Source organism: Aquipluma nitroreducens (genome assembly GCF_009689585.1).
In the GTDB taxonomy this organism is placed as follows: Bacteria; Bacteroidota; Bacteroidia; order Bacteroidales; family Prolixibacteraceae; genus Aquipluma; species Aquipluma nitroreducens.
Map to the genome: position 1 here is coordinate 3930580 of NZ_AP018694.1, position 19005 is coordinate 3949584.

At 41.4% G+C, this 19005-nt stretch carries 14 protein-coding genes and 1 pseudogene; 9 read left to right on the forward strand and 6 right to left on the reverse strand.

Features of this window, described 5'->3' with window-relative positions; genetic code table 11:
- Window positions 1–90: 90 nt before the first annotated feature.
- Window positions 91–1197 (forward strand): helix-turn-helix domain-containing protein, encoded by a 1107-nt coding sequence (locus tag AQPE_RS16485; RefSeq protein ID WP_318347593.1) that lies wholly within the window; start codon window positions 91–93, stop codon window positions 1195–1197.
- Between the two features lie 152 nt (window positions 1198–1349).
- Window positions 1350–2570, forward strand: a complete 1221-nt coding sequence (locus tag AQPE_RS16490; RefSeq protein WP_318347594.1) for a DUF3667 domain-containing protein — start codon at window positions 1350–1352, stop codon at window positions 2568–2570.
- A 72-nt stretch (window positions 2571–2642) separates the two neighbouring features.
- Here the strand turns inward: AQPE_RS16490 and AQPE_RS16495 are convergent, their stop codons facing one another.
- Together AQPE_RS16495 and rsmA are read right to left on the reverse strand one after the other, a co-directional pair.
- Window positions 2643–3527 (reverse strand): 3-keto-disaccharide hydrolase, encoded by an 885-nt coding sequence (locus AQPE_RS16495; RefSeq protein ID WP_318347595.1) that lies wholly within the window; start codon window positions 3525–3527, stop codon window positions 2643–2645.
- A 28-nt stretch (window positions 3528–3555) separates the two neighbouring features.
- Window positions 3556–4353, reverse strand: a complete 798-nt coding sequence (gene rsmA / locus AQPE_RS16500) for a 16S rRNA (adenine(1518)-N(6)/adenine(1519)-N(6))-dimethyltransferase RsmA (RefSeq protein WP_318347596.1) — start codon at window positions 4351–4353, stop codon at window positions 3556–3558.
- 164 nt (window positions 4354–4517) lie between these two features.
- On the opposite strand from rsmA, the gene AQPE_RS16505 reads away from it, so the two are divergent.
- The 4 genes from AQPE_RS16505 (at window position 4518) to AQPE_RS16520 (ending at window position 9485) form a co-directional block, all read left to right on the forward strand.
- Window positions 4518–5522, forward strand: a complete 1005-nt coding sequence (locus AQPE_RS16505) for a lysylphosphatidylglycerol synthase transmembrane domain-containing protein (RefSeq protein ID WP_318347597.1) — start codon at window positions 4518–4520, stop codon at window positions 5520–5522.
- 221 nt (window positions 5523–5743) lie between these two features.
- A complete protein-coding gene (locus tag AQPE_RS16510; RefSeq protein ID WP_318347598.1) occupies window positions 5744–6997 on the forward strand; it encodes an FtsX-like permease family protein in 1254 nt (417 codons plus the stop codon).
- Window positions 6998–7161: 164 nt separating this feature from the next.
- Complete coding sequence (locus AQPE_RS16515; protein WP_318347599.1) at window positions 7162–7794, forward strand: NUDIX hydrolase; 633 nt, start codon at window positions 7162–7164, stop codon at window positions 7792–7794.
- Window positions 7795–8006: 212 nt separating this feature from the next.
- Entirely contained in the window at window positions 8007–9485 is a 1479-nt protein-coding gene (locus AQPE_RS16520) for a M20/M25/M40 family metallo-hydrolase (RefSeq protein WP_318347600.1), read from the forward strand.
- A gap of 193 nt (window positions 9486–9678) precedes the next feature.
- Here AQPE_RS16520 and AQPE_RS16525 read toward each other — a convergent pair whose 3' ends face one another.
- The 3 genes and pseudogenes from AQPE_RS16525 to AQPE_RS16535 form a co-directional block, all read right to left on the reverse strand.
- Complete coding sequence (locus AQPE_RS16525) at window positions 9679–12156, reverse strand: alpha-ketoacid dehydrogenase subunit alpha/beta (RefSeq protein ID WP_318347601.1); 2478 nt, start codon at window positions 12154–12156, stop codon at window positions 9679–9681.
- Between the two features lie 103 nt (window positions 12157–12259).
- Complete coding sequence (gene lpdA / locus AQPE_RS16530; protein WP_318347602.1) at window positions 12260–13618, reverse strand: dihydrolipoyl dehydrogenase; 1359 nt, start codon at window positions 13616–13618, stop codon at window positions 12260–12262.
- A 269-nt stretch (window positions 13619–13887) separates the two neighbouring features.
- Window positions 13888–15206: pseudogene (locus AQPE_RS16535) on the reverse strand (dihydrolipoamide acetyltransferase family protein).
- A 196-nt stretch (window positions 15207–15402) separates the two neighbouring features.
- On the opposite strand from AQPE_RS16535, the gene AQPE_RS16540 reads away from it, so the two are divergent.
- From AQPE_RS16540 to AQPE_RS16550, 3 genes are all read left to right on the forward strand, one after another.
- Window positions 15403–16119, forward strand: a complete 717-nt coding sequence (locus AQPE_RS16540) for a GntR family transcriptional regulator (protein ID WP_318347603.1) — start codon at window positions 15403–15405, stop codon at window positions 16117–16119.
- Between the two features lie 202 nt (window positions 16120–16321).
- Window positions 16322–17638: an aspartate kinase gene (locus AQPE_RS16545; protein WP_318347604.1), complete on the forward strand. Its 1317-nt coding sequence runs from the start codon at window positions 16322–16324 to the stop codon at window positions 17636–17638.
- A 257-nt stretch (window positions 17639–17895) separates the two neighbouring features.
- Window positions 17896–18087 carry a cold-shock protein gene (locus AQPE_RS16550; protein WP_318347605.1) on the forward strand — a complete coding sequence of 64 codons (192 nt, stop codon included), beginning with the start codon at window positions 17896–17898 and terminating at the stop codon, window positions 18085–18087.
- Window positions 18088–18186: 99 nt separating this feature from the next.
- On the opposite strand, the gene AQPE_RS16555 is transcribed toward AQPE_RS16550, so the two are convergent.
- A complete protein-coding gene (locus AQPE_RS16555) occupies window positions 18187–18948 on the reverse strand; it encodes an MBL fold metallo-hydrolase (protein ID WP_318347606.1) in 762 nt (253 codons plus the stop codon).
- Window positions 18949–19005: the final 57 nt, after the last annotated feature.

Below are 19005 nucleotides of genomic sequence, written 5' to 3' on the forward strand. Positions count from 1 at the left end.
TTAGTTGAAGTTGGAATGAGGAGTGGTTCAAATGAACAAAATGAGAGGTTCAAATCGTAAAAATCAACTAACTGGTATTGACTTTGACTTATGGATCATTTAAAACTAACCTTATTAGTTTCGTCGTTTATAATTCCTCTGATACTGGCAATTACGTTGTTCGTTTCTTCGAAGAATAATTTGTCGAAAAAGATTATGGGTTTTGGGTTGTTAAACGCCTTTTTTGTATTTCTGGCCAATTATATTTATTTCTATAAGTTATTCGAAACCTATTCTTATGTTCACAGCTTGCACATTGCCACTGTTCTTTGGATTTTCCCTTCGATATATCTTTACATTAAATCGATTGTTGAAAGTGAAAAACAGTTGAAAAAAGAGTTCTGGCATTTCCTCCCGGGGTTTGTTTTTGGAATTACTTCAGCAATTCTTTTCGGGCTGCTATTGAGCCACGACGAAAAAATCTATTATTTGTCGAATTACAGGAGCGGAGTTCAATTTGAGAGTCAAAACATCAAAATGGTTTCTGTTTTTCGTTCCACCGACGTTTTACTAATTGTTGGGCAAGTCATTTATTATTCAGTAAAATTTATCCAGATACCGAATAAGTACCAGCTTGAATTAAATGAAGAATATTCCAATATCGAGAATTTCTCTATCAACTGGCTAAAATGGTTTAATGTGTCGTTTGTTTCCATTGGACTATTATGTGTATCTTTTTATATGTTTAATCCATTTCACGAAAAAAATGACTTTTTTCTGATTCTGTTTCTGTTTTCCATTTCAGCTTTTATTTGGGTGCTTGGAATTTGGTCGTTCAAGCAAAAGAAACCGGAAGTTGTTTTGGATTCAATTCAGGAGCTTTCTGCCGAGAACAGCGATTCTCTGAAAATAAAGGAAGAAGAGTTGGCTAAAAGTCTGATGGCTTATTTCGAAAAGGAGAAGCCTTATTTACAACCCGACCTTACGTTGACGACCGTAAGTAAGGTCATTGGAACAAACAGAACCTATCTTTCAGCGGTTATTAACAGTAATTTTGGGGTGAATTTCAATGTTTTTGTGAATCAGTTTCGAGTGCGTTATATCGAAGATTATCTAAAACAATACCCGAAAACAACAAAAGAAGAATTAGTCGACATCGGAGGTTTTGGCTCTATTAGTTCGCTAAAACGGGCTATGAAAAAAGTGGATAACAACTAATTCGGATCGTGAATCCCTGATTGTCTTTGTTCGCAATATTAACAAATTCACGTTTAAAGGAAGGTTGGCACTTATTTCACTTTGGAAAATAAGTACATTATGTATTTTAGTGCTGCGTTCGAAGAACAACCTTCGGACGCTGAATCTTGTTTATGTCAGTAAATAAAATAAAAACCGAAATCTGCCTGAATTGTGAAACGCATTTGCGTCCTGAAGATAATTATTGTCCGAATTGTGGACAAAAGAACACCACGCACATCATTCCACTAAAACACATTTTACTGGAAACTTTTGAAGACTTTTTCCATTTCGACACAAAGCTGTGGAATACGATTAAAACTACGTTTGCCCATCCGGGGAAAATTACACGCGATTACCTGGAGGGCAAGCGGGCACGCTATGTGCCACCAGTGAAATTTTACATTTTCATTAGTTTTATTTTCTTTTTACTGTTGGGCAAACTTAGCGATCATGCCATTGATGAACGCAAAAATCCACAAGATTGGAATCTAACCATTTCGAAATCCATGAGTATTTCACTCAACGAGTTGCTTGGAGAGAAGAAATTGTATTACAGTAAAGATTCGAACGATGTGCGCCTGATTGAGTTTGACTTTACCTCGAAGGATAGCCTTCAGAGGTATTTGGTACAACTCAAATCGGCTCCCGACTCGGTCATTAACAAACTGCTGGTTGAGGACGATATGGATACAACCGCCAATGTAAGGAAGAACTTTCGCAATTTGCTTGCGCTTATTCCAGAACATAGTTCAGCTTTGGATTCGATGAAACAGAACTATTTTGTTGATGGCAAATTTGAATTCGAAACAGCAGAAGAATATAATCAGTTTAAAGAAAAAATTCGTGATTATTCTGATGCGCAGATTGATTCGGTATTGATCTCGAAGGGGGAAAATGCCAATTGGGTCAACCGGCAATTGTTAAGGAAATTTCGAAAGTTTGACTGGAAAGACAAAGATGATATGAAGGTGCTTATTCATGCCGTTTTGAAAAGTATCTCTTTAACCATGTTTGTAATGATGCCAGTCACAGCGTTATTACTTTTGCTCATATTTTACCGGAAGAAATACTATTATGAACATTTAATATTTTCGATTCATATACATACCATCTTTTTTCTCATCCTGAGTTTAGTTCTTGGTATTCAGATTTTCATTAGTGATAGTTTGGGCAATATGTTATGGAGTTGGACATTTCTTATTTGTTTGATTTATCTCGTTTTGTCGCTTAAGTACAATTACAAGCAACCCTGGGGCAAAACAATCGCCAAATTTTTACTAATGTCGATGCCATACTTAATTATTAGTCTGACACTTGCTGTAGTTGCGATTGTTTACGGGTTTTTAGCTTAAGATGGTGGAGAAAGAATATCTATTTTCGATTTACAAATAGCTCTGTTGATTTTGCCCTTTTAGCAATACTCATTAATTGAAATACCTGGAATATTCTTCCGGTAATTCTTTGATCGATTTGATTCGAATGTCTTTGAAATAGACTTCGGCGGCTTCGCTTTGAAGTTGAATTTTACCTTTGGTCAATGGAATTGATTTTCCATCTTTCATGTATCGTGAGTTTTGGAGAACCATAACGACATGCCCGTTCACGATACGAACGCTTTTGTCGCCAAAACAAATCAATTCAAGGGTTGTCCATTCGCCAACCGGACTTTCGTAATCCGCGCTGCGCAAACAAAAGCCATCGAGCCCTGTTCCCGGACCAATTGGCAGGAAGGGTTGTTTTTGGCTCGCAACGGTGTTCATGTTGCCTTCCGGAATAAATGCCCGAACATCGATAGCCGAACTCGCAATTCCCCAATGATCGCCCATGTGTCCTTCCATAATCTGAAATTCCTGCGAAAGCATCCAGGAGCGCCAGTAATCGACGCCACATTCGCCAATTGAATGATACAATAAGCCTGAATCTTTCAACTTCTCTATGCGAGGCTCCCATTTTTTATCGCCCCATTTTACTTTCAAAGTCAAATGGTAATTCTCAAATTCCTGTTTGGTGAATACACACCCGTATATTTCACCTGTGATGTGCAATACCGGTTCGCCATTTACTTCTTCAACCGTAAAAACGTTACTCTTGTTTTTATTGTAACCAACAGGTTCAATCAAATTGCCACTTTCATCTTTCGGTTGTTCACCTTTAAAACTGTTTGTGAAGCTGAAACTCTGGTAAACTTCCCATTGAGAAAGATTTTTGTCGAGTAAGTTGACCCATTTTTCGTTTGAAGGAGTGAATGAACTAAAACTAAACAGTAGCACAAATGCGATAGTTGATTTGATTAAATAATTCAGATTCATAGTTCTAGTCTTGTGGTTTATTTGCTGTTTACTGCGACTGATCACTGTTTTTTGACTGTTGCCCAATCAACCTCACGATCTTTTCAAACTCAGTCACACCCAATTGCTCCGGACGTTTGTCGAATATCGGGTTGGCCTTTAATTCGTCAGTTGTAATCATCGTTTTTAATGAATTGCGCATGGTTTTTCGCCGCTGGTTGAACGCCATTTTTACGATGCCTTTAAAAAGCTTTTCATCGCAATTCAGCTTTTCGGTTTTATTCCGAGTCAGGCGGATGACTCCTGATTTTACTTTTGGCGGCGGCGTAAATACATCTTCATGTACGGTAAACAAATATTCAATGTCGTAATAGGCTTGAAGAAATACGCTCAGTATTCCATAGGTTTTCGATCCGGGACCGGCAGCCAGCCTTTCGGCAACCTCTTTCTGAAGCATTCCAACAACTTCAGGAATTTGGTTGTGGTATTCGAGAACCTTAAAGAATATCTGTGACGAGATGTTGTACGGGAAATTACCAATAATAGCAAAAGGTTCAGCAAAATGGTTGTGCAGGTTTAATCTCAGAAAGTCTGCCGAAATAATTCGTTCTTTGATTTCAGTGAAATGCGAATTCAGGTAATCAACCGATTCGCGGTCGATTTCAACCACCGAAGTTTCATACGCTTTGTTTTCCAGCAGAAATTGAGTCAGAACTCCCATTCCAGGTCCAATTTCCAATACTTTTTTCACATTGGTTGCCCGAAGACTCTCAACGATTTCTTTCGCAATATTCTTATCGTTTAAAAAATGCTGCCCCAAATTCTTTTTTGCCCTTACGTTTGCCATAATTCTTTAGGTGTTGCCTGACCTCGTTTTTAATTATTGATAAAAAACTGCCCGATTTAAAACAAATCTGTATTTTTGCCACGATGGCAGGTTTTGTGCCGCGACAAAAGTACGTTAATTTCGGATGTTATTACAAACGCATTCATCTCAATAAATAAAAGAGCTTGAAACAAAATATACTTAAAACCCTCAAATTTGTCTCCTTCTTTGCGCTCGGGATATTCATATTCTGGATGGTTTATAAAGATCAGGATTTTAATCGTATAAAAAGCATTTTAACCAACGATGTTAATTATTTCTGGATTGTGGTTTCGCTCTTGCTCGGCTTGTTAAGCCACGTTAGCCGAACGATACGCTGGAATTTGCTGATTGAACCACTGGGAAGGAAACCACGGCTGATGAATACATTTTTAGCGGTAATGGTTGGTTATCTCATGAATTTGGCTTTACCTCGGATGGGCGAAATATCGAGATGTGGAGTTATTGCACGATACGAAAAAATATCGTTTACCAAGTTGGTAGGTACAGTGGTTACTGAGCGTCTGATTGATGTTTTGATGTTGCTTATCCTTTTGGTAATAGTTGTTCTGACTCAATTTGGACAGGTGCTTGAATTTCTGAACAATAACCCTGAAGTTAATGAAAAGCTGCAAAAAGTAATTTACTCGCCAGTGCTGATTGGTGGATTATTGTTATTTTTTGCCGTTTTATGGCTTAGTCGTCACAAGATTCGCGAAAGTTCATTAATGAAAAGGGTGATGGGTTTTGTAGGCCAGTTCGTTGAAGGTTTTCGCAGCATCGGTAAAATGAAGAGGAAAGGTTCATTTATTTTTCACTCGGTATTCATCTGGGTTTTGTATTACCTGATGATGTATCTGATATTCTTTTCCTTTGGATTTACTTCGAATTTAGGTCCATTGGCCGGATTAACCGTATTTGTTTTGGGAAGTTTTGGCATGGTGGCTCCGGTGCAGGGTGGTATTGGCGCCTGGCACTTTATGGTCATTGAGGGACTTGCTCTTTATGGCGTTGACAGGGTTGATGGGAAAGTGTTCGCTTTACTTGCACATGGCACCTCAACCGTAATGCTGATCGTGCTTGGCCTTATTGGAGTATTGGTTCTGCCATTTGTAAACGAACGCGAAGAAGTATTGGAAAATAGTCATTAGTCATTTAAATTTCCCAATGATGAATGACTTTCCCAAGAAAGTAAATTAAGTAGTAATATATAGTATTGTATTAGTCTTTTAGCTACCCCTAAATCCCCTAGAGGGGACTTAGCTCGCTGCTAGTCGGTTGCGTTATTCGCAACCAAAGCCCCTTCATGGGTTTGGGGTAAAAAAAATGAAAATAAATAGGTTACAGTAATTAGTCAAAAGTCAATAGAAAATTGAATATAAACCTTTACATAGCCAGACGGATTTTTTCCTCGAAAGAAAATCGGGAAAATCTTTCACACCGGATCGTAAACATTGCCCTTTTCGGTATAGTTCTCGGTTTGGTAGTGCTGATTTTGTCAGTGGCTATTGTTACCGGTTATAAATCGGAAGTTGGGCGCAAGGTTATCGGCTTCGGTTCTCACTTGCAGATTGTTAATCTCGATTCCAATCAATCGTTCGAAACCAGTCCAATTAGTCAGAATCAGCCATTTCTTCCTGAACTCAAAAGTATTGAAGGTATCCGTCATGTTCAGATCTTTGCAACCAAACCTGGCATTATTCGCACCGATGACGAAATTCAGGGCGTTGTGCTGAAGGGAATCGGACCTGATTTCGACTGGTCATTTTTTCAGGAAAATAAAGTGGCAGGCGAAACTTTTCAGGTTCAGGACACTGTTCGAAGCAACAAAATCTGGATTTCGAAACAAATGGCCGACTTGCTTAAACTGAAGCTGGGCGATGATCTCAATATGTTTTTTATCAATGGATCGGAGTTTGTGCCACGTCAGCGTAAATTTCAACTGGCCGGAATTTACAAAACCAGTCTCGAAGAGTTCGACCGGATGTTTGTTTTGGTTGACATCAACCACATTCGTCGGTTAAATAACTGGAAGGAAGATCAGATCAGTGGTTTCGAGATTCTGGTCAACGATTTTAAGGAACTCGAGCCAGTTGAAAAAGACGTAAATGATTTGCTCCTGAGAAATACAACCCCCGACAGCCCGGTTTTACAGGTTGTTAGTATCAAGGAAAAATACAGGCATATTTTCGATTGGCTGGGCTTGCTTGATATGAATGTGTGGGTGATTTTAACACTAATGGTTCTGGTGGCCGGATTTAATATGGTTTCGAGCCTGCTGGTTATTATTCTCGAACGTACCCAAATGATTGGAATCCTAAAAGCCATGGGAGCGCGCAATTGGAGCATCCGAAAAGTGTTTCTCTATTTTTCGGTTATGCTGATTCTGAAAGCGCTGGTATGGGGAAATATTCTGGGTATTGGCATTTGTCTTATTCAGCAGTACACGCATGTTTTCAAGCTCGATCCAAGTTCGTATTACCTCGAATATGTTCCAATACATCTGACTGTTTTGCACCTGGTTTTGCTGAATGTCGGAACCGTTTTGATAACAGTACTGATGCTGCTGTTGCCTTCCTATTTTATTACTAAAGTTTCTCCTGAAAAAACGATTCGCTTCGAATAAAAAAAGGACTGATTGCTTTTGTTAAAAATCATCATTTGAAAGGTCGGTTTTTCCCATTTCGATTGCCCGTTAGGTTGAATTAAGCCAACATTAAATCATTTTTTTATCCGAAAAATAATTGAAGCTTTGCCTGCGTTAAGCTCCTAATTCGTTAATTTTAGACAATGTATTCTGCGGTTAAAACATATCTGAAAGAATATTTGCAGGGCGAATTGCCAGGCATCAATGCGCATTCAAAAATGCTTCCTCCCGGCAGGCGTTTAAAGACGAATGCCAATGAACTTTCGTCGGTAAAAATGAGCAGTGTTTTATTGCTCCTTTTTCCTGAAGGTGAACAACTATACATTTGTTTAACTAAACGCCCGCATACCATGAAGCACCATCCGGGGCAGATTAGTTTTCCCGGAGGAAAGGTTGAGAAAGACGATACTTCCGCAGAGATGACTGCTTTGCGCGAAGCGAAGGAAGAAGTAGGTATTGATCACCATCAAATTGAAATTTTGGGGAAATTATCTGACCTGTATGTTGAGGTTAGTCAATTTTCCATTCAGCCATTTTTGGCCTGGGCCGATCATAAACCTGAGTTCTTAGTCGATTTTGGTGAAGTTGAAAAACTGATCCTGTTTCCTGTCAGCGATTTTATTGCCAATGAAATTATTTCGGAAATCGAACTTGAGACAGTAACTGGGACACTTCGGGTGAAATACTATCCTTACGATGGGGAGTTTATCTGGGGCGCTACTGCAATGATTTTATCTGAATTAATTGAGATACTGAAAAAACAAGTTGCTGTATGATTGGTCGATTAGATGGACAAAATATCTAGTGTTGTGTTAACGATCTTTTGACGTAGCGTCATGCCGAACTTGTTTCGGCATCTCTTTTATGATGAGATCCCGAAATAAATTCGGGATGACCAGATTACGAAAGAATCAAGTTAATACACCATTAGTTTTTGTTAAGTTGATTACTATTTCCTTAATTTTACGCGATATAAAAATTTTTATACATGCATTCAAAATATCTGGTTTCGCTTTTCTTGTGCTTGTTCTTTATTCGTGCCAATTCTCAGGATCAGGAAAAAGCCATTCTCACCACATTTCATTCCATTTCGAGTCACGATTTGTTGAATTATGCCGCTGAATTGAGTTCTGAAAAATACAAAGGCCGACTTTCCGGCTCTCCGGGATACGCGGCAGCTGCTAGTTGGGTGGCTAGTCAGCTTAAGCAGGCAGGAGTAAAACCATGTTTGGCTGATGGTAGCTTTTTTCAGTGGTTCCCGAATGCCTATTGCGATGTACTTACTCCCGGAAGTCTGACTTTGCTTGCTGGTAAAGACAATCCAGAAAAAGAATACAAATTCCCTGATGATTATTATCCCGGATCGAACTCGGCCTCAGGAACGGTTTCGGGCGATGTGGTGTATGTAGGGTTCGGCATTTCGGCGCCCGAACTGAATTACGATGATTACAGCAACATCAATGTCAAAGGTAAAATCGTATTGATGGAAACCGGCGTGCCATACAAAAGCAACGACAGCGCCCTTCAGAAATGGGAACCTTATAGTTATCACCGGTATAAATTTCAACGGGCTCGCGAATTGGGTGCTGCCGGATTACTTTACGTCAGCAAAATTGCCAATCCAAACACCTCGTACCTCGAAGGATTTGTTTACGCGCACATTGGCGAACCAGTTGCCGAAGAGCTTTTTGCCGGAACCGGCCAAAAATATGCCGAAACACGTGCCGCAATTGCGAAAAATATCAAGCCAAATTCGTTCTTGCTGAATAAAAAAGTAAAGATTTCGGCATCGACCAACTATTTCCCGGATAGCCGTTCATGCAATGTAATCGGGATGATTGAAGGCTCTGACCCCATCTTGAAGAATGAGGCCATAATTATTGGTGGGCACCTTGATGCTGTTGGAAGTCCCGGATGTTTGTTTCCCGGTGCGCTCGACAATGCTTCAGGATCGGCTGATATTCTGGCTGCGGCAAAGGCGCTGGCTTCTTCGGAAGTAAAACCTGCCCGAACCATTGTTTTTGTTTTCTTCGGAGGGGAGGAGTGTGGCCTTTACGGAAGTGAAAAATATGTGAAGTCGCCCATCTGGCCTAAAGAAAAAGTGATTTGTATGATTAACCTCGACATGGTAGGGAACGGAACAGGCTTCCATCTTGGAAATGGGAAAACATTCCCTGAAGTTTTAAATCATTTTTCAGAAGCCAATGACAAATACCTTCACCGCGATTTGAAAGCTTCTGAAGTTCATGTGAATTATGGAAGACCACGTACCGATGGCGCAATTTTTGAAAAAGGAGGGTACAAAGTGCTGGAATTGTCTACCTCAGGAACCGTAAAACCCGTTTATTACCACGCGCCGCTTGATAATGCCGATGCACTGACTCCTGAAATTATGGAAGACGCCGCCAAGTTGCTTTATTTGAGCATACTCGATTTGGCCAACGATCAGGGGATTGGGGTAAAATAAAGGCAAATATTTCAGTATACCCGCTGTTCGTGTAGCGTTGCGTGTCGAAGGTAGTTCTTTTCGAGCAAAGCGAAACAAAAAACAATGCCCCCGCCATCCATTCCGGACGACGAGGGCTTGTTTCATTTATACATTTATTTTTTGTGCTGATTCCATGACCCGAAGTCATCGGATCAGTTGCACTTATTACGAATTAAACTCCAAGTTTACTTCTGCGGATCTGCTCTGCATTAGTGAAGTTGTATTTTGCGATGTGCCCTTTCAGCGGAATAAGCTTTTCGTTGATGATATCGATGAAACTTTCTGCCTGTGGGAAGAATGCATATTCAAGTTCGTATGCAGGTGTAATCCAGTCGCGAGAACCTAGCACTGCCGGAGGTGCATCCAAATCGTCGAATGCAAGGTCGGTAACGTTGCGGGCCAAATCGTTCAGGAATGAACCACGTGCAGTTGCATCGCTCGAAATCACAATGCGTCCGGTCTTTTTAACTGACGCAAGTACTTTTTCGTAGTTGAATGGAACCAGTGAACGGGCATCGATCACTTCGGCACTCATGCCATATTTTTCTTCCAGAATTTTAGCTGCATCCAATGCACGGTAGAGCGTTGCACCGATGGTAAGGATGGTTACATCTTTCCCTTCGCGTTTGATATCCGGCTCGCCAAACGGAATTTCGTAGTATCCTTCAGGAACTCCACCTTTGTGGAACTGCTCGCCAATTTCGTAAATACGTTGACTTTCAAAGAACACAACCGGGTCGGTGCCTTGCAGCGCGCTGTTCATTAATCCTTTTGCATCGTATGGAGTTACCGGGAAACAAACTTTCAAGCCCGGAATATGAGCCGTTAATGAAGTCCAGTCCTGCGAGTGTTGAGCACCATATTTCGAACCTACCGAAACACGCACAACAACCGGCATTTTCAGGATATTTCCACTCATAGCCTGCCACTTGGGCAACTGGTTGAAAATTTCGTCGCCGCAACATCCGAGGAAGTCGCAATACATGATTTCAGGAATCACACGACCGCCACACATGGCATATCCGATAGAAGTGCCAATGATAGCTGCTTCGGCAATAGGCGAGTTAAACAAACGGTGATATGGAAGCGCTTCGGTTAATCCGCGATAGACTGCAAAAGCGCCACCCCAGTCGCGGTTTTCTTCACCATAAGCAATCAACGACGCATCTTTATAGAACCGGTCAACAATAGCTTCAAAAATACCATCGCGAAGCTGGAATTGTTTCATTTTTGAAACGGGGTTCCCATCTTTATCAACTGTTGATCGCTCTTTTTTAGCAATTTGCTGAACGCGTGGGTTCTCGTTCATCGGATGATTCACGTCTGGTTTTGCGTCCGACATGGAGTCAATCGACTGATTGGAAAACATCATGGTCTCCAATAAATCGGGATTTTTGTGTAAATCCATAATGGGCGAAAGCTCGTCGTTGATCGCCAACTTGAAGGTGTCGAGCATTATTTCTTTAACCTCGTTCCATGTTGAATCCAGATCAGCCTGAGTAGCGACTCCGGCTTCGATGAGTTGTTTTCCATAAGAAATAATGCAATCCTGTTCTTCCCAGGCCTTAATTTCTTCGGAAGTACGGTACGATGATGAATCGGAAGGCGAGTGGCCGCTAAAGCGATAGGTAAGAATATCAACCAGGATAGGTCCTTCTTTCTTTTCAATCAATTCTTTTTTCCGGCGATACGTTTCGATTACTGCCAATGGATTGTAGCCATCAACACGTTCGGCGTGCATCTGTTCTGGGTTAACACCGGCGCCGATACGGGCGGCTACATCAAAGCCCATGGTTTCGCCAGCGGTTTGTCCACCCATTCCGTACTGATTGTCCATGATATTGATAATCACCGGAAGGCCGCCCTTCATATCATCAGCCCAAAGTTGTTTAAACTGATCCATTGCAGCGAAGGTAATTCCTTCCCAAACCGGTCCGCGAGCCATTGAAGCGTCGCCAATGTTGGCAACAACTAGACCTGGTTTGCGGTTAACTTTTTTGTAAAGAGCTGCACCAACGGCAATGGTTCCGCTACCACCAACAATGGCATTGTTCGGATAAATACCGAATGGAGTAAAGAACGTGTGCATACTTCCACCCAAACCTTTGTTGAATCCGGTTGTGCGGGCAAAAATTTCAGCCAATGCACCATACAACAGGAAGCGTATTCCTAACTCTTTGGTATCGTTACTTTTGTATGCTTTTTTAGCCACATTAAGTGTAGCACCGTCCCAGAATTCGTTCATGATTTTTTCGAGTTCTTTCGGATCGAGCGTTTCAATGGCACGTAATCCTTTGGCAAGAATCTCGCCGTGACTGCGGTGCGATCCAAAAATGAAATCGTCAACAGTGAGCGTATAAGCCATACCAACCGCAGCGGCTTCCTGACCTGCAGAAAGGTGAGCTGGTCCAGGGTTGTTGTATTCAACTCCACTGTATCCACCGGTAGTTTTTACCAGGTGAAGCATGGTTTCGAACTCGCGGATAACCACCATGTCGTGATAAATCTTTTTCAGCTCTTCCGTTGTGAAGTTTTTACTTTTTAGTTCTTCACGAATTGTTTTATTGTACTGATTAACAGGAATCGGCTGAAATGTAACTTCACCAGCTTTCCGGACATCCGATGGATTAATAAATTGACTTTTAGGCATTGTATTAGTTTTTAAATGTTTTGCTATTGAATTCTTTCTTGCGGGTTGCGAGATTCGGGTTGCGAGTTAAAACACGTAACTCGAAACACGTAACCCACAACGATTAAAACTGAAAGATCGTTTCCTTGATAATCTCGCTCACCGTCGGGTGAGGAAATACAATTTCTTCCACGTCCTGAACACGCAGTTGCGCTTCGATGATGGCACAGGCTCCCCAGATCATTTCGGAACATGCTCCGCCAACCATGTGAATTCCCAAAATTTCGCGGTATTTTTTGCCAACAATCACTTTGCAAAAACCGTCTTTGCCTTCGTTTTCGGCAACAAAGCGTCCGGCATAAGCCATTGGCAATTGTTTTACTTCCACTTCAATGCCTTTTTCTTTGGCAGCACTTTCGGTAAGACCAACTCCGGCAATCTCCGGATGGGTGTATACAACTCCCGGAATAGCATCGTAGCGCATCATATCTTTGCGACCCAACATGTGGTTCACGGCCACTTCACCTTCGCGACTGGCAGTGTGAGCCAGCAATGAGAATCCGGTGATGTCGCCTGCTGCATAAACATTAGGCACGTTGGTGCGGCAATTCTGATCGATTTTTACCCCTTTTGGCGTAAATTCAACACCGATATTTTCCAGACCAATTCCGGCCACATTGATTTTTCGTCCAACCGAAAGCAGTACCTGATCACCCGTGATTTTCATTTCCTGACCATCTTTCTCGAAAACGACTTCCTTGCCATTCAGTTTGGTCACACGGGCTTTCAGGTGGAATTCGATTCCTTTTTTGACAAATTCTTTGCGAACAAAAGCAGCAATTTCTTCATCCACCCCAGTTAAAATCTCCGGAAGCATTTCGATGACAGTAACTTTTGTTCCCATCGCATTGAAAAAGTCGGCAAATTCAGTTCCTATCACACCTCCGCCGATAATGACAAGGCTTTCAGGTTTTTCTTTTAGTTGAAGGATTTCGCGGTTCGTCAAAATTTGCGAAGCATCCAGTCCCGGAATAGGTGGAACGGCAGCTTCCGAGCCAGCACAAACCAGCAAGCGGTTGGCCTGATAGTCCTGACCATCAGCTTCAATGGTAATTACTTCGCCGCGTTTTTCCTTGATGGTTGCTTTGGCCATCACCACATCGGCTTTGGCGTGTTTCATTTTGGCGCCAATTCCGGCCACCAGTTTGCGTACCACTTTGTCTTTGCGGAGCATGATTTTCTTGAAATCGATAGAAATGTTTTCCACATGAATTCCGTATTTGCCTGCTTCTTCGGCATATTCGAGCACTTTGGCCGAATTCAGAAGCGTTTTGGTCGGAATGCAACCTTCATTCAGGCAAACACCGCCCAGCGAACGCATGTCAAAAATGACCACGCTGAGGCCTTTTGCGCCGGCACGTTCGGCTGCGACATAACCCGCAGGGCCTCCGCCTATAATTGCTAAATCGTATATTTTATCCATTTTGTTGAATTTGGGTAGAGACACGATTAATCACGTCTCTACATCGTTTTTTCATATCGTTTTTTCCATTTCGTCCGAAAATAGAATATCTCTTTTTTCAACATTCTCCCTCGGACGATCTCTGCCTTTTCGCATTATCCCCCGGGCTGAAACCCGGGGCTACAATAATTTCACCGCTACGCGGTTTTGATTTTCACTAGGTGTTAATTTCAATGCAAAAATCGTCGCATTTCAACATCTCGAAACGCACAACTCGTAACCCGCAACGATTACACTTCCAGGTTTTCAATTTGCTCTTTAATTTCTCTCAGGAACAAGGTTGCTTCGCCACCGTCCAAAGCCTGATGATCGTAAGTCAGCGACAAACCAATCATTGGAACAAATCCATAAACGCCATCGCCCAAATCTTTCGGACGTGGAACAATGGTACAAACTCCCAAAATAGCAGTCTGCGGAATGTTGATGACCGGAGTGAACATTTCGACACCGTAGTTTCCAAGGTTGGAAATGGTGAAAGTTGCAGCTTCAGGTGCCAATAACTCCGGACTCACATTGCCTTTACGACATTGTCCGGCGATGGCCTGCATCTGTCCTGAAAGACCTTCAAGCGAAAGATCGTCTGCATTTTAATAGTAGGAACCATCAACCCACGATCTGTGTCAACGGCCAACCCGAGGTGTACTTTTTTGAACCAGCGCATGCTGTCGCCAATAAAGTGGGTATTTACCTGAGGGAATTTCTTCAGGGCTTTAATTACCGCAAAACAAACCAAATCGTTGATGGTAATGTTCTGCGTGATTTGTCCAGCATCGAGCGCTTTTTTATATTTTTTGCGCAAAGCCATGATGGTGCGGGCATCGGCGCTCATGTGGTGAGTTAACTGAGCCGAATTTTGCAGCGAAGTGTGCATCGCTTTGGCAATCAGCTTGCGCATGTTGGTAAGTTTCTTCACCTCGAAATCGTCGCTGTAAATCGGATTGTACGAAATCAGGTCTTTTGCAACTGCTTTTCCACCTAATCCAGTGGTTGTGTCGCCAACTTTCAGGCCTTCAGCTTTGGCTTTTTCCTGAGCCAGTGGAGTTAGTTTTGGCAATACCTGAGCGGCAGCTTCAATGTCGCGTTCAATAATACGACCTTGAGGTCCGGAACCTGCCAATTGCAAGTAAGCGACGCCTGACTTTTCGGCCAGATTTTTAGCACGTGGCGAAATTTTTACTTTTCCTGATGGTTCAGAAACCGTTTTTACTTCCGGAACAGTAGCATTTTCAGTAACTACCTCAGTGGGAGCAACAGTTTCAGCAACAGGAGCGGCAGCTTGTCCACCCGGGCGGAATTCGTCAACAGATTCACCGGCAGCGCCGATGACCGCAACGTTTACCAATACCGGAACTTCGTCGCCTTCAGCAAAAAATACGTCGAGCAAAATACCGTCAGCTTTAGCCTCTTCCTCGAACGAAGCCTTGTCTGTTTCATACGAGAAAAGGATGTCGCCTATCTTTACTGCGTCACCCTTCTCCTTTACCCATTCACCTAAAATACAGGTCTCAACCGATTGCCCCTGACGAGGCATTAATACAGGAATTGCCATATTTGATTTGTTTTAACAACTTTAGTTTACTTGTAAACACAACTGCATGGATTTATTTAGCTTAATTAGCTAATAAGTCAGCAATTACAATACTATCACATATCATGCGTCAAAACTATATTATTCTACTTGTATTTACAAGTTAATTTTTAATTTTTAATTTTTTTTATTACTTTTGGCTCAAATTCATTCGATTATGGCCGAAGAGAATAAAATACCACAGCACAAAAAAATCTACGAAATCCTCCGGAAACACATTTTAACAGGCGTTTACGAAGAAGGAAGCCTTTTGCCCTCCGAAAATGAATTGTGTGCGGTTCATAACATCACACGACCTACCGTTCGTCAGGCGCTTGAAGCCTTGGTGAATGATGGCTTCATTTCGAAAAAACAGGGAAAGGGTAGTATTGTACGAAAGCCACCTCAGGATATTGGAATTCTTAGTATTTCGGGAACAGCATCGGCCATCGGAAATCAATATTTACAAACACAGATTTTGCAAAAGCCACAGATTAAACCCTGGCCCGAACGATTCCCATTTGATTTGTCCGAGATCGAACGAGAATCGGGATGTATTTACATGGAAAGGCTTCGATTGGTTGATGCGCAACCAGTTTTTTACGACATCAACCGAATCCCAAATATAAATCTGCCCCGCTTTTCGAGTCGTTCGTTCGAAAACAAATCGCTGTTCGAAACTCTTCGCACACAATACCAGATTGAAATTCGTGGAGGAGAACAAAAACTAAAAGCCATTAAAGCCGATCATTTGATTGGACAATTGCTAAACATTCCAGTTGGAGAGCCGGTTTTGAGCATGGAGCGTAAACTGAATACAAACCGGGAAGGATTTCACATTTACTCGACTATCTTTTTTAATTCGGCCAAGCATTCGATATTCGGAACGTTCTAAAAAGGACACTTGATATAATTTTTCCTGCAACTTTCGAAATGTAAGCATTTAGGCTGAATTTAATGTCGAAAAAGACGAATTCTTAAATAATATCCAATAATTACTTCCAGATCGTAAATCAAGCGCTTGATTTCAAAAATAATTCTCATCTTTGTCTCACATATAAATATTTACTTAACTCCTTTTAAATAAGAGGTTTATTATGAAAGTATTAAAATTTGGAGGAACCTCCGTAGGATCGGTAGAAAACATGCGCGCTGTAATGCAGTTAATTGCCGATGGAAATCAAAAATTAGTCGTTTTGTCGGCCATGTCGGGCACGACGAACTCGCTTGTTGAAATTGCCAACTACCTTCAGAAGAAGAACAAGGATGCAGCCAGGCAAGTGATCAGCCAATTGGAACAGAAGTACTACAAGGTAGTCAACGATTTATATGCTTCAGAAGAGAAGAAGGAAAAGGGTAAAACTATCGTTTCCGGAATCTTTCAAACGATAAAATCATTAACCGCGGGCGATTTTAATGAAGTGGGCGAAAATACCATTGTTGCACAAGGCGAATTGCTGTCAACTGCACTTTTTGCTGAACTGATGCTTGAAAACGGATACAAAACGGTTTACCTTTCTGCGTTGGATTTCATGAAAATTGACAGCGATAAAGCCGCTGATTCTCATTTTATTCAGGAAAACATCAGCAAAATACTGGAACAATCAGAGGTTGCCGATTACTATATCACTCAGGGTTTTATCTGCCGTAATGCCGACGGAAATATTGACAACCTTCAGCGTGGTGGAAGTGATTATACCGCCACACTGATTGGCGCCGCCATCGATTCAGAAGAAGTTGAAATTTGGACTGATATTGATGGATTCCATAACAACGATCCGCGCTTTGTGGAGAACACCAAAAAGATTGATCAGTTATCGTTTGACGAAGCCGCTGAGTTGGCTTATTTTGGAGCAAAAATCCTGCATCCACAAACGGTACTTCCGGCCAAATTGCAGAATATTCCGGTTCGCCTGAAAAATACAATGCACCCAAGCGATTCCGGGACTTTGATTACATCAAAATCAAGCTCACACGGGATTAAAGCTGTTGCGGCAAAAGATGGGATTACCGCTATTAAAATCCGTTCGTACCGAATGCTGAATGCTTATGGTTTCCTGAAAAATGTTTTCGAAATTTTCGAATTCTTTAAGACTCCAATCGATATGATTTCAACTTCAGAGGTTGCAGTATCCTTAACCATAGACAATACAAAACATCTGAAAGAAATTGTTTCGGAGTTGAAAGAATACGGCGAAGTGGAGGTGGATACTGATCTGACTATTGCCTGTATTGTCGGCGATATGATTGCTGAAGAAGTTGGATTTGCGGCTAATGTATTTTCGGCGCTTAAAGAGATTCCAATTCGAATGATTTCGTACGGAGGCAGTCGTCATAACATTTCGGTGCTTGTAAAAACAGAACTCAAAAAGCAAACGCTCCAGACATTAAGCAATAATTTGCTGAATAACTAAACCTGAGAGCGACACAAAACAGAGAGCTGCCCTGCTGATTTTCAGTTGTTGGCGGCTCTTTTTATTTTCCATCCTCTCCGAAGTGCAAAAATCTGCATCACATATCGGTAAAAAACTGATTCAATAGTTTCTCCGCAATCAACGAACGATGTACTCATTTATTTTACTCAAAATCAGCATTTTTTTAATGCTAAAATTAGTTTGCATTGAAAATTGCCTATATTTGCAACAATATTTCAATTTTTTTATTAATTATTATGAAAACAGGTAAAGTTAAATTTTTCAACGAATCTAAAGGGTTCGGTTTTATTAAAGACAGTGAATCTGATAAAGAATACTTCGTTCACGTTTCAGGTTTGGTTGACCAAATCAGAGAAGACGATGAAGTAACTTACGAACTTCAAGAAGGAAGAAAAGGATTAAACGCGGTAAATGTTAAACTAGCATAAGTAGTCTAATATTTTTAAGATTTAAAGTTCGAAGCCTTGCAATTCATTGCAGGGCTTTTCTTTTGCTCTTTACTTTGGATTATTCTGATGCTACAGGAATTAGCGTAACCGGCACAATTCGCTATGAGTGTTCCTCGAAGTAAGTTTTACGTTGAAGCGGTCGGTCAAACTTTCGAACCTCGCCTCAGCTAGTTCAGGCCGGTTATTCTCTCCTGAAAGATGACTCAGAAATACATGAACCAACTCTGGTCCGGCATGATCGCGAATCAACTCAAAAGCCTGATCGTTTGACAAATGTCCAACTGCTGAAGCCACTCTTCGTTTCAGAATATACGGATAAGAACCTTCCCAGAGCATTTTTTCGTCGTAATTTGTTTCCAGAAATAAGGCGTGACATTTACGTAAATGCTGTTTCAGTTGATCGCAAGCTTCGCCAATATCGGTAAAAACTCCAATATGCCAGTCGTCGTACTCAATCCGAAATGAACATGGTTCGGCTGCATCGTGGTTTTTAAGGAATGAATGAATACTTAGTGTTCCGGCTTTCGCTGTTTTCCCGGGAATGAAAATGTTGAAAAGCTCAGGTTGCTCTGTTTCTCGTAATGCATTGTAAGTTCCCTGACTAAACCATGCCGGGATACCCAGCTTTTTACTTAAAACACGAACTCCGCTTACATGGTCGGTATGTTCGTGACTCACAAAAATTCCCCTGATTTTAGATGCATCCAATCCTGCATCGTGGATTCGCGTCAATATCTTCTTGGCAGAAACTCCCGCATCGACCAGGATTGCATCCGTTTCGTTACCAACATAGTAACAATTTCCATTACTCCCCGATGCCAATGCACAAAGCTCTATCACTTTATTGATTGATTATTTGTTATTGATTTTTAGTTATTAGTTATTGAGAAAAAGTGA

What these genes read in the sequence shown, in the direction of transcription:
- AQPE_RS16485 (WP_318347593.1), top strand. Translation starts at nt 91, where the DNA reads ATGGATCATTTAAAACTAACCTTATTAGTTTCGTCGTTTATAATTCCT.
- AQPE_RS16490 (WP_318347594.1), top strand. Translation starts at nt 1,350, where the DNA reads ATGTCAGTAAATAAAATAAAAACCGAAATCTGCCTGAATTGTGAAACG.
- AQPE_RS16495 (WP_318347595.1), bottom strand. Translation starts at nt 3,527, where the DNA reads ATGAATCTGAATTATTTAATCAAATCAACTATCGCATTTGTGCTACTG.
- rsmA (WP_318347596.1), bottom strand. Translation starts at nt 4,353, where the DNA reads ATGGCAAACGTAAGGGCAAAAAAGAATTTGGGGCAGCATTTTTTAAAC.
- AQPE_RS16515 (WP_318347599.1), top strand. Translation starts at nt 7,162, where the DNA reads ATGTATTCTGCGGTTAAAACATATCTGAAAGAATATTTGCAGGGCGAA.
- AQPE_RS16520 (WP_318347600.1), top strand. Translation starts at nt 8,007, where the DNA reads ATGCATTCAAAATATCTGGTTTCGCTTTTCTTGTGCTTGTTCTTTATT.
- AQPE_RS16525 (WP_318347601.1), bottom strand. Translation starts at nt 12,156, where the DNA reads ATGCCTAAAAGTCAATTTATTAATCCATCGGATGTCCGGAAAGCTGGT.
- lpdA (WP_318347602.1), bottom strand. Translation starts at nt 13,618, where the DNA reads ATGGATAAAATATACGATTTAGCAATTATAGGCGGAGGCCCTGCGGGT.
- AQPE_RS16540 (WP_318347603.1), top strand. Translation starts at nt 15,403, where the DNA reads ATGGCCGAAGAGAATAAAATACCACAGCACAAAAAAATCTACGAAATC.
- AQPE_RS16545 (WP_318347604.1), top strand. Translation starts at nt 16,322, where the DNA reads ATGAAAGTATTAAAATTTGGAGGAACCTCCGTAGGATCGGTAGAAAAC.
- AQPE_RS16550 (WP_318347605.1), top strand. Translation starts at nt 17,896, where the DNA reads ATGAAAACAGGTAAAGTTAAATTTTTCAACGAATCTAAAGGGTTCGGT.